The 15,822-nt window shown below is 69.7% G+C and carries 11 protein-coding genes; 5 read left to right on the forward strand and 6 right to left on the reverse strand.

What is annotated here, in order from left to right; genetic code table 11:
• The first annotated feature begins 2 nt into the window (after positions 1-2).
• On the forward strand, positions 3-1,442 hold the full coding sequence (locus ACIBGM_RS02240) for a sulfatase-like hydrolase/transferase (RefSeq protein ID WP_360515770.1): 1,440 nt from the start codon (positions 3-5) through the stop codon (positions 1,440-1,442).
• On the opposite strand, the gene ACIBGM_RS02245 is transcribed toward ACIBGM_RS02240, so the two are convergent.
• The 3 genes from ACIBGM_RS02245 to ACIBGM_RS02255 are packed head-to-tail and all read right to left on the reverse strand — an operon-like array spanning position 1,439 to position 5,453.
• Positions 1,439-2,419, reverse strand: a complete 981-nt coding sequence (locus ACIBGM_RS02245; protein WP_360515773.1) for an HAD family hydrolase — start codon at positions 2,417-2,419, stop codon at positions 1,439-1,441. The two genes, ACIBGM_RS02240 and ACIBGM_RS02245, sit on opposite strands and share 4 nt — an antisense overlap.
• Positions 2,416-4,092: a SulP family inorganic anion transporter gene (locus ACIBGM_RS02250; protein WP_360515776.1), complete on the reverse strand. Its 1,677-nt coding sequence runs from the start codon at positions 4,090-4,092 to the stop codon at positions 2,416-2,418. The genes ACIBGM_RS02245 and ACIBGM_RS02250 overlap by 4 nt, the downstream gene beginning before the upstream one ends.
• Positions 4,089-5,453, reverse strand: a complete 1,365-nt coding sequence (locus ACIBGM_RS02255) for a chloride channel protein (RefSeq protein ID WP_396384213.1) — start codon at positions 5,451-5,453, stop codon at positions 4,089-4,091. The genes ACIBGM_RS02250 and ACIBGM_RS02255 overlap by 4 nt, the downstream gene beginning before the upstream one ends.
• 184 nt (positions 5,454-5,637) lie before the next feature.
• Between ACIBGM_RS02255 and ACIBGM_RS02260 the strand changes: the two genes are divergently transcribed.
• A complete protein-coding gene (locus ACIBGM_RS02260; RefSeq protein WP_396384214.1) occupies positions 5,638-6,669 on the forward strand; it encodes an LLM class flavin-dependent oxidoreductase in 1,032 nt (343 codons plus the stop codon).
• 4 nt (positions 6,670-6,673) lie between these two features.
• Positions 6,674-7,351, forward strand: coding sequence for an NADPH-dependent F420 reductase (locus ACIBGM_RS02265; protein WP_360515785.1), 678 nt, complete (start codon positions 6,674-6,676; stop codon positions 7,349-7,351).
• Positions 7,352-7,577: 226 nt separating this feature from the next.
• Here the strand turns inward: ACIBGM_RS02265 and ACIBGM_RS02270 are convergent, their stop codons facing one another.
• Both ACIBGM_RS02270 and ACIBGM_RS02275 read right to left on the reverse strand, forming a co-directional pair.
• Positions 7,578-9,983, reverse strand: coding sequence for a LuxR C-terminal-related transcriptional regulator (locus tag ACIBGM_RS02270; protein ID WP_360515788.1), 2,406 nt, complete (start codon positions 9,981-9,983; stop codon positions 7,578-7,580).
• A 14-nt stretch (positions 9,984-9,997) separates the two neighbouring features.
• The gene (locus tag ACIBGM_RS02275) at positions 9,998-10,666 is read right to left on the reverse strand and encodes a VOC family protein (RefSeq protein ID WP_360515791.1); all 669 of its coding nucleotides are present in this window, start codon (positions 10,664-10,666) and stop codon (positions 9,998-10,000) included.
• Between the two features lie 111 nt (positions 10,667-10,777).
• On the opposite strand from ACIBGM_RS02275, the gene ACIBGM_RS02280 reads away from it, so the two are divergent.
• Positions 10,778-10,978: a hypothetical protein gene (locus ACIBGM_RS02280; RefSeq protein ID WP_360515794.1), complete on the forward strand. Its 201-nt coding sequence runs from the start codon at positions 10,778-10,780 to the stop codon at positions 10,976-10,978.
• An 859-nt stretch (positions 10,979-11,837) separates the two neighbouring features.
• Here the strand turns inward: ACIBGM_RS02280 and ACIBGM_RS02285 are convergent.
• On the reverse strand, positions 11,838-13,325 hold the full coding sequence (locus ACIBGM_RS02285; RefSeq protein ID WP_360515797.1) for a DUF222 domain-containing protein: 1,488 nt from the start codon (positions 13,323-13,325) through the stop codon (positions 11,838-11,840).
• Positions 13,326-13,726: 401 nt separating this feature from the next.
• Here ACIBGM_RS02285 and ACIBGM_RS02290 point away from each other — a divergent pair, with 401 nt between their 5' ends.
• Positions 13,727-15,643 carry an acyl-CoA dehydrogenase family protein gene (locus tag ACIBGM_RS02290; RefSeq protein ID WP_360515800.1) on the forward strand — a complete coding sequence of 639 codons (1,917 nt, stop codon included), beginning with the start codon at positions 13,727-13,729 and terminating at the stop codon, positions 15,641-15,643.
• Positions 15,644-15,822 lie beyond the last annotated feature (179 nt).

Raw genomic sequence — 15,822 nt, forward strand, 5'->3', positions numbered from 1 at the left:
CTGTGAACCGGCCGAACATCCTGGTGCTCTGCACCGACCAGCAGCGGTTCGACGCGTTGGGTGCCGCGGGCAACCCGCACATCCGCACCCCGCATCTCGACCGGCTCGCCGCCGAGGGGGCGAGGTTCACGAACTGCTACGTGCAGGCGCCGGTGTGCGGTCCGTCCAGGGCCAGCCTGATGACGAGCCGGTACCTGCACAACCACGGGCTCTGGGCGAACGGCGTCGACATCTCGCCGGCCGAGCGGGTGTTCACCCGAGACCTGGCCGACGCCGGGTACGACTGCGGCCTGGTCGGGAAGTTCCACCTCGGAGCCGCTGCCGGAGGCCGGGTGGAACCGCGGATCGACGACGGCTTCCGAGTCTTCCGGTGGGCGCACGATCCGTACCTGCCCTGCGACGAGAACCACTACCACGGCTGGCTCGACACCAACTTCCCCGGCCTGCTGGAGAAGACCCTTGCCGAAGGCAACGGGGCGTTCGACCGGCTGCCGACCGAGTCGCACTACAGCCACTGGATCGGCGACGAGACCATCGACTTCCTGCGCGCCGCCGGGCGTGCGGACACGCCGTTCTGCTTCGTCGCCAACTTCTTCGACCCGCACCACGGCTTCGGCGCGCCGGCAGAGTACCGCGAGCTCTACGACCCGGACAGCCTGCCCGCGCCGATCGGCGACGAGCAGGAGCTGGCCGGCAAACCGCCGATCTACACCGAGGCGTCGATCAAGTCGTACGCCGGCCACAGCCCCGGGTTCCGCGACTTCACCGCCGCCGAGATCCAGGAGATCAAGGCCCAGTACTACGCGATGGTCACGCTCGTCGACGACGAGGTCGGCCGGATCCTCGCCGCGCTCGACGACGAAGGCCTGTCCGGCAACACGCTGGTGGTCTTCACCAGCGACCACGGCGAGCTCCTCGGCGACCATCAGCTGCTGCTGAAGGGCCCGATGATGTTCGACTGCTCGGTCCGGGTCCCCTTGCTCGTGCGATGGCCAGGGCGGGTGGAGCCAGGACTGGTGCGCGACGAGCTGGTCGAGTGGATCGACCTCGCCCCAACGCTCCTGGCCGCAGCCGGTGTCGACGGGCTGCCAGGCGCGCAGGGCCGCTCGCTACTGCCGCTGGTCACCGCGCAGGAGCAGGACTGGGTACGGCGGGACTGGGTCCTGAGCGAGTACCGGAACAGCGGCTCGCCCTACGATCCGCCGGTCCACACGACAATGCTGCGCCACGACCGCCACAAGATCGTGGTCCACCACGGCGACCCTGCATCGAGCCGGCCCCGTGACGGCGAGCTGTACGACCTCGAGGCCGACCCTCTCGAACTGGTCAACCTGTGGCACGACCCTGCCTGCGCTGCCCTCCGCACGACCCTGCAGGAAATGCTCCTCGACGTGCTGGTCGCAACCGAGGACCGCTCCAGCCCCCGCGTCAGCAACTTCTAGCGGGAGGTCTCGGTTTCGTCGGCGAAGACCGTCGCCCAGTCGTTCTTGATGCTGACCACCGTCCAGTCCTGGCTGCGGGCCCGCTCGAGTGACGTCTCGGCTCCGGCGGTGTAGCTGAACTCGCGTTCCCCGTCGTCGTGCAGGACCAGCAGCCGAAGCCCGGGGCGCGCGGGCAGTCCGGCGTACTGAAGCATCGGGATGTCGCCGTTCGAGTTCCCGCCGGCGACGACCGGCCGCCGGCCGAGCCTGCTCCAGATGCGCACGGGCTTCATGGGGCCGTCGTCGAAGGTGTCCATCTCCGCCTGGTAGACGAGCGACCCTCCGGTGTCGTCGTCCTGGTACCGGAGCGCGGCCGAGCTGCCGATGACCCGCTCGGAAGGAATGCCGTAGATCTCCTCGGTGATCGGCCGCATGAAGTCGCGGTCGCCCCCGGAGGCGATGAAGGTGCTGAACCCGTTGGCCTCCAGGTAGCGCAACAGCTGGACCATCGGGAGGTAGGCGCAGTCTCGCAGCGGCCGGCCGAGGGTCGGGTGGCGCGTGGTCCGGAGGTAGCTGCCGGCCAGCTCGGCGTAGCTGTCGACACTCATCGCTGCGAACGCATGGAGGACGCCGCCGAGGAGCACCTTCACGTCGTGGTCGTCGCCGTGGTAGTGCTTGGTGATCGCGGCCCCGAGCCAGGCATAGTCCCGGTCGTGAGCGGCCTGCCACGGCTGCCGGTCCCGGAGGCTCGGGTCCTGTTCGGCCATCTCGGCGAGCCGCTGCAGGATGAAGCCGAGCTCGACCGGCATGGGCTTTTCGCACCAGAGCGTGCCGTCGTTGTCGAAGACGGCGATGCGCTCGGCCGGTGGAACGTAGTACGGCCCGTCCTCCTCGAGGGCGCGTTCAACGTAGTCCACCAACGCCTGCCGGGTCGCGTTGTCGTTCCAGGCCGACAGCAGGTCACTCGGCCGCAGCGTGCTGTCGTGATCGGTTGTCATCGCAGGACCTCCTCGCGGTAGGCGGCGAAGGCGGCGTCGAGGGTTGGGAAGATGGCGTCTTCGCCGATCGCGTCGAGCGTGCCGTACGTGCGCAGCGTCGACAGCAGTTGGGTGTCCGGCCGGACGAGAACGAAGCGGGCGCCGTGCGCCCGGGCGTAGTTGACCAGGTTGGACAGCGTCACCCCGGCCGAGTAGTCGATGTCGTCGATCGAGCCGCAGTCCAGCGCCACCCAGCGGACAGGGTCGGGCGCGGCGGAGATCACCGACTCGAGATGGTCGGCGAAGCGGTTGGCATTGGCGTAGAACAGGTCCGCGTCGTACCGGAAGACCACGAGCCCTGGCAGGCTCTGCGCGCCCGGCACCGCCGGCAGGTACGTCGGCTCGCCGGCCTGGTCCTGGCCGATGACGTAGTCGCCCGGCCGGTACTGCCGCCGGACGAGGTCGAGCAGCGACAGCACGACGGCCAGGATGATGCCCTGCTCGACGCCTATGGCGAAGACCGTCACGGTGGTGATCAGAGCCACGACGAACTCGTCCCGGCGTCGCCGCCACAGCCGCTGCAGGCCGGGCACGTCGATCAGGCTGACACCGATGAGGAAGACGATCCCGGCGAGCACCGCCTTCGGCATGTCTGCGAGTAGCCCGGTGAAGAACAACGTGAACAGCAGCACGACTGCCGCCATCGTCAGGTTGGCGAGCTGGGTGCGCCCTTTCTGCTCGTCGAGGATCTGCGTCTTGGTCGGGCTGCCGTTGACCACGAATGCGCCGCTGAGCCCGGCGGCGATGCTGGCGCCGCTGAGCCCCACGATGTCGCGGTTGATGTCGACCGAGTCTCCGTGCTTGAACGCGAAGCTCCGGGAGGTGGCGGCACTCTGGGCGACGATGAGCACGAAGCACGACAAGGCGGTCGGCAGCACCTTGCCCACGTCCGACCAGGAGATGCCCGGGGGCAGGCCGATCGGTGGGAATCCGCCCTGGACGGCGCCCACCACGTCGACACCGTGTGCCTGCGCGTCGGCCAGGGCGGAGATCGCGGTCAGCAGCACGACCGCGACGATGGCGCCCGGGACGACCGGGAGGAAACGCTTGAAGAGCTGGATGATCACGATCGTGCTCAGCCCGAACGCGAACGTGCCGAGGCTGATCGAGGACAGCGAGCTGATCCAGTGCCACTGCTGCTCGAACCATCCGCCGTCGCCTTTGGGGATCCCCAGCAGGTCCGGGATCTGCCCGGACAGGACCTGGATGCCGACACCGGTGAGGAAGCCGATCAGCACCGACGCGCTCAGGAAGTCCCCGATGAAGCCCAGCCGCAGCAGTCGCGCCACGATCAGCAGCCCACCGCAGACCAGCGCGGTCAGGCCGGCCATGGCCAGCCAGTCGGGCGACCCGGGCGTGACTCCCGCGATGCCGAGACCGGTCAGCCCCGCGGCGAGGACCGCGGCGGTGGCCGAGTCTGCGCCCACGACCAGCAGCCGCGACGAGCCGAGCAGGGCGAAGACGAGGGTGGGGAAGATGACGGTGTAGAGCCCGGTCACGATCGGCGTGCCGGCGATGGAGGTGTAGCCCATCACCTCGGGGATCGCGACCGCCGACAGGGTCAGACCGGCGATGATGTCGCGCGCCAGCCAGGCTCGTTGGTAGCCGCGCAGCGGCTCGGGGACCAGGTTCATGTCGCCCCGTGCGACTTGACTGCTGGGGCGGGGTCGTGGGCGGCCGGTTGCGGACCTGGCGTCGGCAGCATGTTGGTGACGACGAACGACACTGCTACGGCGACCACGACCTGCGGCGTCACCACCACACCGTCCGTACCGAGCAGCAAGGTGGCCAGCAGCGTCGAGGTCAGGGGCAGTCGCAGCATCGCGGCGCACATGGCTCCGATGCCCATGCCGATGGCCGGCGCGAGACTCATGCCGGGCAACTCGTTCGCGGCGATGCCCAGCACCGCGCCGATGAACATCGCGGGAAAGACCGGTCCGCCCCGGAACGCGCTCAGCGACAGCCCGTAGGCGAGCGTCTTGCAGGCTGCGAGCAGTATCAGTACGCCGAGCGAGTAGTCCGCGGCGTGTTCGACCAGCTCGGGCAGGGCGTCCTGGCCGGAGTACAGGACCTGGTTGAAGCTGTTGCCGGAGATCAGCTGGTAGGCCATCGCGGTCAGGCCGATGACCAGGCCGAGCCCCGCTGTGACCAGTAGTCGGGACGCATGCACGACTGGACGTAGCGACAGCCCGATCCAGCGGATCAGCCAGCCCAGCAGCGCCCCGGCAGCACCCATCGCCAGGGCCCAGGACATCGTCGCCACTGTCGGCTCCACCGCCGGCGGCACCGAGGGGAGGGCCAGCGAGAAGGTGCCGAGTCCCGTCCAGTTGTCCAGGCCGATGAAGACCAGAGCGCCGACGCCGGAGGCCAGCAGCCCGGGCAGCGCCACCAGGCTCAGCGTCGCACCCCCGATACCGGCGGCCTCCATGATCAGGAACGCGCCGAGGACGGGAGAGCCGAGCAGCGTGCTGATCGCCGCGAAGCTGCCGGCCGACGCCATGATCGTCAGCGCCATCGGGGGCGCGTCCTTCCGGATCAGATGCACGGTCAGCGCGGCGAGGCCACCACCGATGGCGATCAGGGGAGCTTCGGGCCCGAGGACCGCGCCGAGACTGAGCGTGGCCAAGGCGGCCAGGATGATGCCGGGGAGCTCGCGGTCAGGCGTCGGACCCCCGCCGGCCTTGAACCCGAAGGCCGGTGAGTGACCGCAGTTGCCGGGCAGGTACCGGATGGTCGCCCCGGTCAGCAGCCCACAGAGCACCAACCAGGGCACCGGCCACCACGCCGGGACACCCCCGGTGAAGATCGCCTGCGGAAGATCGTCGAACAAGGCCTCCTGGATCGCGCTGACCAGCGCCAGGAAGCCGTACGCGACAGCCGATATCGGAATACCGAGGATCGCGGCGAGCACCAACGCCATCAGGTACGGCTTCGAACGGATGACTGCGGCCGGGTCCCGCACCGCGGGCGCAGCAGCACGTTGCGAGTCGCTCATCGGACGCGGGCACTGATCGGCACGACTGTCTCCTCTCGGACGCCCCCACCATCATGGTCCGGGCCGCCCGCCCACATCGTCCGGGCCGGATGATCGACCGGCTGCACCCGGGAATGATCCCGGCGGAGTTCGTGTTGACATGTCAACCTAGACTAGTGCGGGTGACAGGACAGGAGATGGGTTCATGACGGACGTCGTGTTCGGCCTCGACACCTTCGGTGACATTCCGGAGGACGACGCCGGCGTGCCGGTGTCGGATGCGGCCGCGATCCGGCAGGTGGTCGAGGAGACCGTGCTGGCCGACGAGCTCGGCGTGGACGCGATCGCGCTCGGCGAGCACCACCGCCCGGAGTACTCGATCTCCACACCGGAGACCGTGCTGGCCGGGATCGCGTCCCGGACCTCGCGGATCAAGCTCGGGTCGGGCGTGACCGTGCTCAGCTCGGACGACCCGGTGCGGGTGTACCAGCGGTTCGCGACCGTGGACGCGCTGTCGAACGGGCGCGCCGAGGTCATCCTGGGCCGCGGTTCGTTCACCGAGTCCTTCCCGTTGTTCGGCTACGACCTCAAGGACTACGACGTCCTGTTCGAGGAGAAGCTGCAGCTGTTCGTCGAGCTGCTCGACGAGAAGCCGGTGACCTGGAGCGGGACCACCCGGGCCGCCCTGGACAACGCGGACGTCTACCCCAAGACCGAGTCCGGCCGGCTGACCACGTGGGTCGGCGTCGGCGGGTCACCGCAGTCCGTCGTGCGTACGGCGTACTACGGTCTGCCGCTCATGCTGGCGATCATCGGGGGAGCTCCGGACCGCTTCGCGCCGTACCTGGACCTGTACCGGCGGGCTGCCGAGCAGTACGGCACGGTCGCGCACCCGGTCGGGATGCACTCGCCCGGCTTCATCGCCGACACCGACGAGGAGGCCAAGGAGCTGTTCTGGCCCCGGTACAAGGTGATGCGGGACCGGATCGGCGCGCTGCGCGGCTGGCCGCCGGTCAAGCGGCAGGAGTTCGACTACGAGGTCGCGCACGGCTCGATGTACGTCGGTTCGCCGCAGACCGTGGCCCGCCGGATCGCCGGCGCCATCCAGCGGCTCGGCGTCGGGCGCTTCGACCTGATCTACACCGCCGGCCAGCTGCCGGTCAGCGCACGGCTGAAGGCAGTCGAGCTGTACGGCGAGAAGGTCGTCCCACTGGTTCGCGACATCCTGGCCGGGTGACCCGATGCCGACCATTGCCATCCTCGGCGCCGGGAAGCTCGGCACCGTGCTCGCCCGGCTCGCGGTCGCGGCCGGGTACCGGGTGCTGATCGCCGGCTCCGGTGACGTCTCGAAGATCGCGCTGATCGTCGAGATCGTCACGCCCGGCGCGGTCGCCACCACCTCCGCCGAGGCGGTCGCGCAGGCCGATGTCGTCGTTCTGGCTCTGCCGCTGGGCAAGTACCGCACGATCCCGGCCGAAGCGTTGCGCGGCAAGCTCGTGATCGACGCGATGAACTACTGGTGGGAGATCGACGGGGTCCGTGACGACCTGACCGATCCGCGGACCTCGTCGAGCGAGACCGTGCAGGAGTTCCTGCCCGAGTCACGCGTGGTGAAGGCGTTCAACCACATGGGTTACCACGATCTCGAGGACGGCGCCCGGCCGGCCGGATCCGCGGACCGCAAGGCGATCGCGATCGCCGGGGAACCCGCCGACGCCGCTGCGGTGGCAGAGATCGTCGACGCGCTCGGCTTCGACCCGGTGCTGGCCGGACCGCTGGCCGAGGGCATGCGCCTCGAACCCGGCACCGAGCTGTTCGGTGCGAACGTCGACGCGGCCGAGGTCCGGGCGATGCTCGATCGGTTCCCGGGTACGGCGCGTGGTCGGCTGGTCGCCGAGGCCCGCACGGACGCCGCCTAGGTGCCCAGCACGGACCAGGATTTCCGTGCGCTGCACGGATGTGGGGCGGGCGGCGAGACCGGACGCTGAAGGCAAGAGTCCTTCAGGGAGATGGTCGAAATGATGATGTCGGGCGATATCGCCGCCGCCGTGGCCGCCGAGCGCCGTACCGCACTGCTGGCCGAGGCCGAACAACACCGCCGGGCGCGGGAAGCGCGCCCACCGCGCCGGAGGGTCGCCGCCGCGGTCATCCGGCAACTTGCACGAGTCGCAGTACCTGCAGCGCGCCCACGCGTGAGCCCTCGGAGTGCGCGGTGACGAACGCCGCCTCGCCGAGGGCGTCGAGCAGGGAGGTCCGCAGCTCTTCGTCGGGTGGCTCGTCGTGGAGCATCGGGCCACCGGCCGACTGCCGGGCGTCGGCCGCCGTACCGAGAACCATCGCCGCCTGCCGTGCGTGACCTTGGGCTGCGAGTACGGCGGCCAGCGCGTCGAGCGCCCGCACGAGGATGACCGACTGACCCGCCTGCGCGACCGCCTCGACACTGCCGGCCAACTGCTTCGCGGCCGTTGCGAGATCGTGTTGCTCGAAAGACCACTCGCCGAGCAGGAACAACGCCCGGCCGGCACATCGCCGGTCGCCTAGTCGGCGGAGGGTCGGGAGGCATCCGTCCATCAGCTCGGCCCCACCTTCGTGGTCACCGCGCAGCCACGCGAGCTGGCCGAACGCGACGCTTGCGTGCGCCCGGTCCTCGTCACTGTCGACAGTCTCCGCGAGCTGTCGGCTCTCGGTCAGCCACTCGTCCACCTCGCTGGTCGTGACGCCGGCGAACATCGCGCGCTGCGCCATCAGGTACAGCCCGTTCGCGGCGAAGCTCAGGTCACCGACCTCGCGGAACAGCGCCACGCTCCGGTGGCCCCAGCGCACCGTTTCGGACAGCTCGGTGTGAGCCTGTCCGATCCCCTGCATGACGAGGGCCTGCTCCCACGGATGATCGTCGTCCAGGAGTTCGAGTGCTTTCTCGAGGCTGGGCAGCATCAGCTCGGGCCGGACCCACATCGCGCCGAGACCCAGCTCGCGCGCGGCGACCGCCCGGGTCAGGTTGTCGAGTCCGGCGGCCAGCTGGACCGCCTGCTGGGCCAGGGCGAACGAGCCTTGCGCGTCCGCCGAGTGCTGCAGTGCGCTCGCGGCCGCGAGTCCGGCAACGGCCCTCGGCGTGGCGGGCGGATCGCCCAGCCCCTGTGCTTTGCGAATCCAGTTCTGAGCTTCGACGTGCTGTCCGGTGATGTCCCAGAAGCGTTGCAACGTCGCCACCCAGTGCCACGCGGTCTCGACGTCGTCGCAGGTCGCCATCGCGGTGCGCAGGTTGGCTTGCTCGGCCGTCAGGCGGTCGGCCCAGGCGCGCTGGTCGGTTGTCCGCAGCTTCGGCGCGGCCTGCTCGGCAAGGGAAAGGTAGTGGGATGCGTGCTTCGCTTTGGCATCGTCATCGGCTGCCAGGCGCTCGACGGCGTACGCACGAATGGTCTCGAGCAGCCGGTAGCGGCCACGGCCGACCGTCGACACGAGTGACTTGTCGACGAGCCGGGGGAGCAAGGTGATGGCATCCGCGCCGCACACCGCCCGGACGGCGTCGAAGTCGAAGTCGGCCGGGAACACCCCGAGCCGGTCGAACATCCGGCGCTCGTCTTCGTCCAGGAGTTGGTAGCTCCAGTCGATCGCACCACGCAGGGTCTGCTGACGCGCCGGGGCGGTCCGGGCACCTGCGGAGAGAAGCTCGAACCGTTCGTCCACATGAATCAGCAGCTCGGCCGGCTCGAAACTGCGGATCCGCGACGCCGCCAACTCGATCGCCAACGGCAGCCCGTCGAGCCGACGGCAGAGCGCCGCGACTGCAGGCGCAGTGTCAGCGGTGAGCGTGAAGCCCGGGGCGGCCGCGGCCGCGCGATCCACGAACAGCCGTACGGCGGCGTACGTCCCGGCCTCGGCATCCGCCGGCGGGACGGGCAACGTCGGCACCTGATAGCTGACTTCGCCCGGTACGCCGAGCGGCTCGCGACTCGTGGCGAGCACCCGCAGACCGCTCCCCGCGGCGAGCAGGTCATCGACCAGCCCCGCAGTCTCCGCGATCACGTGCTCGCAGTTGTCCACCACCAGCAGGCCTTGCATGTCTCCGACGACGTCACGCAGCACCCAACCCGGCTGCGGTACGACGCCCAGCGCGCGAGCCAACGTGTCGCCGACGAGGTCCGCGCCGACCGGAGCCAGGTCGGCGAACCGCGCGTGGTCGGCGACCAGCAAAGCCAGCCTGGTCTTGCCAACCCCGCCGGGCCCGGTCAGCGTGACCAGGCGATGTGCGTCGAGCAGTTGCCGGAGTTCACCGGCCTCGTGGTCCCGGCCGACCAGGCTGGTCAGTGGTGTCGGAAGGGGAGAGCCTGGGTCTCGCCGTACCTGGTTCCCCAGCTCGACCAGTGCGGCGCGGCCGGTGACGCCGAGCTTGCGCATGAGGGCCGCAATGTGGCTCTCGACGGTCCGCACCGAGACGTGCAGGTGCTCGGCGATCTCGCGGTTGCGAAGCCGATCGGCGATCGCCGAAAGAACCTCCGCCTCCCGCTCGGTGACGCCGTACCGGCCCAGCCCACCCTGCAGGCCCCCCATTCCTGCATTGTGACCTACGCGGCTGGGACGAACCTCAGTTGGTTGCCGTCCGGGTCCTGCACGTCTCCGCCTGGCTCAGTCACTTCGAGGCCGAGGTGGCTGACCGGAGTGCCGGCGGTCGGCAGCAGCTTCACGGCGTCGGCGCCGAGCCGGAAGTAGACCGCTCCGTCCGGCTGATTGGGCGTCCAGCGCTCCATGCCGAGGTGGTCGCCGTAGAACTCGATCGCCGCGTCGAGATCGGGTGCGGACAGGGCGACGTACGACAACCGCCGTACCGGACCGGAGGTGATCGGCGGCACCCGGAACTCCTCCGAACGCTGGAGAAGCTCGATGCGGACGCCGTTCGGGTCGGAGAGGAACGCGAGCCGGCCCTGCCCGCTGCCTGCGACTCGCGGCGCGGACAACTCGCCGTGCCCGGCGTCGATCAGCCGCGCGTAGTCGCTGTCCAGGTCGTCGGTCATGAAGCCGACGTGGTTCAGCCCGTACGTCGCGCCTGGGTCGTCGTCCCGGTTGTGCAGGAGCTCCACCAGGCCGGTCGCGATCTGGATGTGCACCCGGTCGACGTTCGCGCTCGCCATGAACAGCCGGTCCACCACCTCCGCCCCGACCGTCTCGCCGTAGAACGCCAGACTCGCGTCCAGGTTCCGGATCCGCCCACCGACATGGTTCAGCTCGTAGATCACCCGCCGATCATGGCAAACGCTTGCCGGGAGCTGTCAAGGATTGGCCGGGGGTACTGGGAGAGTGTTCGTCCAGCAGCGGGCGGTTCAACGACCGGCATCCCGGAGGCGACCGTGATCACGGTTGGCGGCGTAGACACCTATTACGACTACAACGAACAGTGCTGGAAGTACCGCCGCCTGGGCGGCGGCCCGATTCGTCCACAGCCCACCTCAGCCGGTACCAAGCACCGTCCGGAGGACGCTCACGGCGCCGAGCAGCAAGCCAGCGGCTCCGATGAGGTCAGCGACCGCAAGCGCAGAAACCACCGCTGAACCCGCGGCCGCGACTGGTGCCAGAACGCTCGCCACAACCGCACGTGATTCCTGAGACGAGGTGGCCGCTCGCGTTGACGTCGTGCTCCTACGCCCATGAGCCAGGACGAAGGCCGTTGCCATGACGAGCAGCCCCACGGCGGCAGCACGCCGAGTCCCGGCCAATGGTGGTGCGGCGAGCCCTGGCCTGCGTCACGGTGGGGAGTGGCCGGCGTCGTGGTGGGCGTGGTCGGGGTGGTGGTCGGGTTGGGGTGGTCGTGTGGTGGCGTTGGCCGGGGTGGCCGTGTGGCCGTGTGGTGGCGTTGACCGGGGTGGGGGTGGCCCGGGGCGTGGTGCGGCGAGGGCGGGTGAGGTGTCGATGCGGCGAGCGGCGATACGGCCGACGCACGTGGACGGCGCCCACGGAACGGAGGCGAACGAGGTCCCGACGCGAGAGCACCCGAGAGTTTCGACGCGAGAGCACCCGAGGAACCGGCGGCGCGGACGTGCTGGCCCGGAGGTGCTGCAGGTAAAGCGTCGCCGGAGCTCAGCCCGCTGACGTCGCCCCGCGTTGGCGACGATCGCGAGGCCGCCCGGATAGGCCGGAGGCGGGGATCGCGGCAGCATCCAGGACGATGTGCAGCAGATCCCGGCGCGGCGCTCCTGTCGATAGGTGGCCGTCAGCCAACGTCGACGGCCCGGGGGCGGCGAGCGCGCAGTACCCGGCGATCGGTACGGCGCGAGCAGCCAGGCAGCGCTGTGGTATGCCGGGCGACCCCCGCCGCACTGGAGCAAGCCCCGCGACGATTGCCCGGCGACATTCCTGGACCGCCCGTGCCCAAGATCGCGTGACTGCTTGGGCCCAGGATTGCGAACCTGCTCAGCTCAGGATCGCGAAGGTGGCGGCCTCGTTGCGTGCCTGTTCGTCCGCGACCCAGCGACTTGGCCGTGAGGATGGATCGCCGGTCGCGGGTTCGGGGCGCGGCGGGTCGGGATCGGTAGGTGCTGGTGGGCGCGATCGCTCGCCGGGTGGCTGGTGGGTTGGGCGCGGTGGTGGCGGGTCTGCCCAGGTTGGGCGGATGACGTGGACGGTGCCGTTGGTGATGGTGATGTGCCAGTGGCCGTCGTGGAGGTCGCGGTGGTCGCGGCGGCAGAGCAGGGCGAGATTGTTGATGGCGGTGGGGCCGCCGTCGATCCAGCTCCGCACATGGTGGGCGTCGCACTGGATCGGTGGGGCGCCACAGACGACGCAGCCTCGATCGCGGGCGTTGAGGGCGCGGCGCATCGCTCGGGTGACAAGGCGTTCGGCGCGGCCGACGTCGAGTGGTTCGGAGTTCGAGCCAAGCACCAGCGGGATGATCTTCGCGTCGCAGGCGAGGCGGCGGATCGCGGTCGCGGACAGGTCGTCGCCGTACACGAGTTTGCCGGTCGCGTCGGCGGTGGCGGCCTTCAGGTCGGCCAGGTCGATGGTGACGGTGATGTTCGCCTTGGCCCCGAACCCGGGCACCAAGCCGTCGGCCGGGCGGGTCGTGGTGTGGGGCGTGCGGCCCGTGTCGGTGGCTGCGGCGGCGGTCGTCAGGGCACTGGTGAGGGCGTCGGCCTGGCGCTTGTCACGGGGGCGCGGATCTGCTTGGCCGTCGAGGGTCTTGTGTGGCCGCGCACCGGCGTGGATCAGTGCGCGGAACAGTTCGGCGTTCTCGTTGGCCAGGTAGCCGCGGAACGTGACGCCGTGGTCGGCGGTGCTCAGGGTGAGGGATTCACGGGCGTAGGCCTTGCGTTCGTCGGGTTCTGGGCCGTCGGTGTCCAGGAGATCGCGGATCTGCTGGGCTGCGTGGCGAAGCTCGGCCGGGGACAGGTGGCGGGCGAGGTTGACCAGTTGCTGCTCGGCGACCTCGAGGTCCTCGGAGGGCACGGTCGACGGGACGCGCTCGAGGGCCGACACGATCGCCTCGGCCTGCGCCGGCCGCAGCAGCCACCGGCCCTCACCGCCGCCACACTCAGACCCACCCACGCCATCGGCAGCTCCGTCGGCGGTGGGGCTCGTTGCCTCGGTGGCCTGCTCGGCGGAACCGGAGTACTGGACGGTCGGGTCGGGGAGCGCCGCGGCTACGTCTTGGTATTTCGGGAGAGCGAGTGCGAGTCGTAGGTCACGGCGGGCGTCGGTGCTGTTGATGCGGTATCGGAAGGCGAGCAGTCGGGCCGTGTCGTGGGCGCCGAGTTCCTCGGCGTAGCCGACGTTCTCCAGGCCGGCGATGAGCTGGAGGCGGTAGGTCTGGAGCCGGGCCAGCTCGGCGTCGAGCGTGTCGAGAGTCGACAGCATCTCGCTGCCACTCATCGACCACACCGGCCGCTCGCCCAGATCTTCCATGCATCAACCCTAGACACTCCCACCGACAGTATTCAAACCGGAATCCCCTTGTTTTCAAGGGATTCCGGCGATGTCCGGTTGTCCACAAGCTGCCGTCCCTGTGGACAACCGGAGGTCTCCTCGCGGGCGAAGACCACGATGGCAGCGATATGGTTGCCGGGTGCAACGTTCGTCAGGTCGCAGCTGCAGGTGGAGCGAGCCCGACCGAGGTCCAGGGTGCCCGGCGCCGGACAGGTCCAGGTAGTCCCAGGCGCTGTCGTCGCCGGTCGGCGCGAATGACGCGACCGGCGAGGCGCTGAGATCTCGATCTGCGGCAAGACGTCGGCCCAAGGGTTCCGGTTTGGCTACTTCCGGGTAAGACTGGTGGGTAGTGTGCGCGCCCCAGCCAGGAGGGATGTGGCATGACCACCCACGTCAGTGAGCGCGAGGCCCGGAAGGTCGCGGAGGCTGCCCGCGAGACCGAGTGGACCCGGCCGAGTTTCGCGAAGAAGTTGTACCTCGGCGACTTCGACCTGTCGCTCGTCCACCCGCACCCACGGCCCGCCGCGGACGACGTCACCCGGGGCGAGGAATTCCTCGGCAAGCTCCGCGCCTACTGCGAGACCCTCGACGGCCTGCTGATCGAACGCGAGGCCAAGGTCCCCGACGAGTACCTGCAGGGGTTCGCCGAGCTCGGCGTGTTCGGCATCAAGATCCCGGCCGAGTACGGCGGCCTCGGCCTGTCGGCGTCGTACTACGGCGAGGCCCTGATGCTGGTCGCGTCCGTGCATCCCAGCCTCGGCGCACTGGTCTCCGCGCACCAGTCGATCGGTGTGCCCGAGCCGGTGAAGATGTTCGGCACCGACGAGCAGAAGCAACGGTTCCTGCCGCGGTGCGCGGCCGGAGCGGTGACGGCGTTCCTGCTCACCGAGCCCGACGTCGGCTCGGACCCGGCGCGGCTGGGCTCGACCGCGACGCTGACCGAGGACGGCGACGCCTATGTGCTGGACGGCGTGAAGCTCTGGACCACGAACGGCGTGATCGCCGAGCTCGTCGTGGTGATGGCGCGCGTGCCGGCGCACGACGGTGGCAAGGGCGGGATCAGCGCGTTCGTGGTCGAGACCGACTCACCGGGGATCACGGTCGAGAACCGCAACGCGTTCATGGGACTGCGCGGGATCGAGAACGGCGTCACCCGCTTCCACCAGGTCCGGGTACCGGTGGAGAACCGGCTGGGCCGCGAAGGCGCCGGCCTGAAGATCGCCCTCACCACGCTGAACACCGGCCGGCTGTCGATCCCGGCGACCTGTACGGCGGCCGGCAAGTGGTGCCTGAAGATCGCCCGGGAGTGGTCGGCCGAGCGTGTGCAGTGGGGCCGGCCGATCGGCGAGCACGCTGCCGTGGCGGAGAAGATCTCGTTCATCGCCGCGACCACGTTCGCGCTCGAGGCGGTGCTCGACCTGTCGGCGCAGCTGGCCGACGCGGGCAGCAAGGACATCCGGATCGAGGCCGCGCTGGCGAAGCTGTGGTCCAGTGAGATGGCGTGGAAGATCGCCGACGAGCTGGTGCAGATTCGTGGCGGGCGCGGGTACGAGAGCGCTGACTCGCTGGCTGCCCGGGGCGAACGCGCCGTACCGGCGGAGCAGATCCTGCGTGACCTGCGGATCAACCGGATCTTCGAGGGTTCGACCGAGATCATGCACCTGCTGATCGCCCGGGAGGCGGTCGACGCGCACCTGGCCGCGGCCGGCGACCTCGCGTCGGCCGATGCCGATCTGCAGGCCAAGGCGCGCGCTGCGGCGAGTGCGAGCCGGTTCTACGCGAAGTGGCTGCCGCAGCTGGCGGTCGGGAAGGGCGCCGTACCCACGTCGTACGCGGAGTTCGGTCCGCTCGCCAAGCACTTGCGGTTCGTCGAACGATCGTCGCGGAAGCTTGCGCGGCAGACGTTCTACGGGATGGGGCGGTGGCAGGCGAAGCTCGAGTACCACCAGGGCTTCCTGGCCAGGATCGTGGACATCGGGGCCGAGCTGTTCGCGATGGCCGCGTCCTGCTCGCGGGCCGAGATGCTCCGCACGGACGACCCGTCCCGCGGCGAGGCGGCGTACGAGCTGGCCGAAGCGTTCTGCGAGCAGGCCCGCCTCCGCGTCGACCACCTCTTCGACCAGCTGTGGAGCAACACCGACAGCGCCGACCGCCGCCTGGCCCAACGCGTCCTCGCCGGCGCCCACACCTGGCTAGAAGAAGGCATCCTCGACCAGTCCGAAGGCACCGGCCCCTGGATCGCCCAATGGCAAGCAGGCGAGTCCAAAGCCAACAACACCGCCCGCCGCTACCGCTGACGCACTTCTCTCCGCGCAGCGCCGGGTGCAGGGCGCTGCGCGGATAATCGGTGGCAGGGGTGGTGGGGGTGGTGGTAACTTGCTGGGCTTCTCGGTGGCTTGTGTTGTGAAGGATCGCAACGAACCGGATGGATCCGGGGCGGGACCCTGTTGATCGCCGCCAGTCCGTCGTTCGTCGA

Origin of the sequence: Kribbella sp. NPDC050470, assembly GCF_044458365.1 — a bacterium.
Taxonomy (GTDB): domain Bacteria; phylum Actinomycetota; class Actinomycetes; order Propionibacteriales; family Kribbellaceae; genus Kribbella.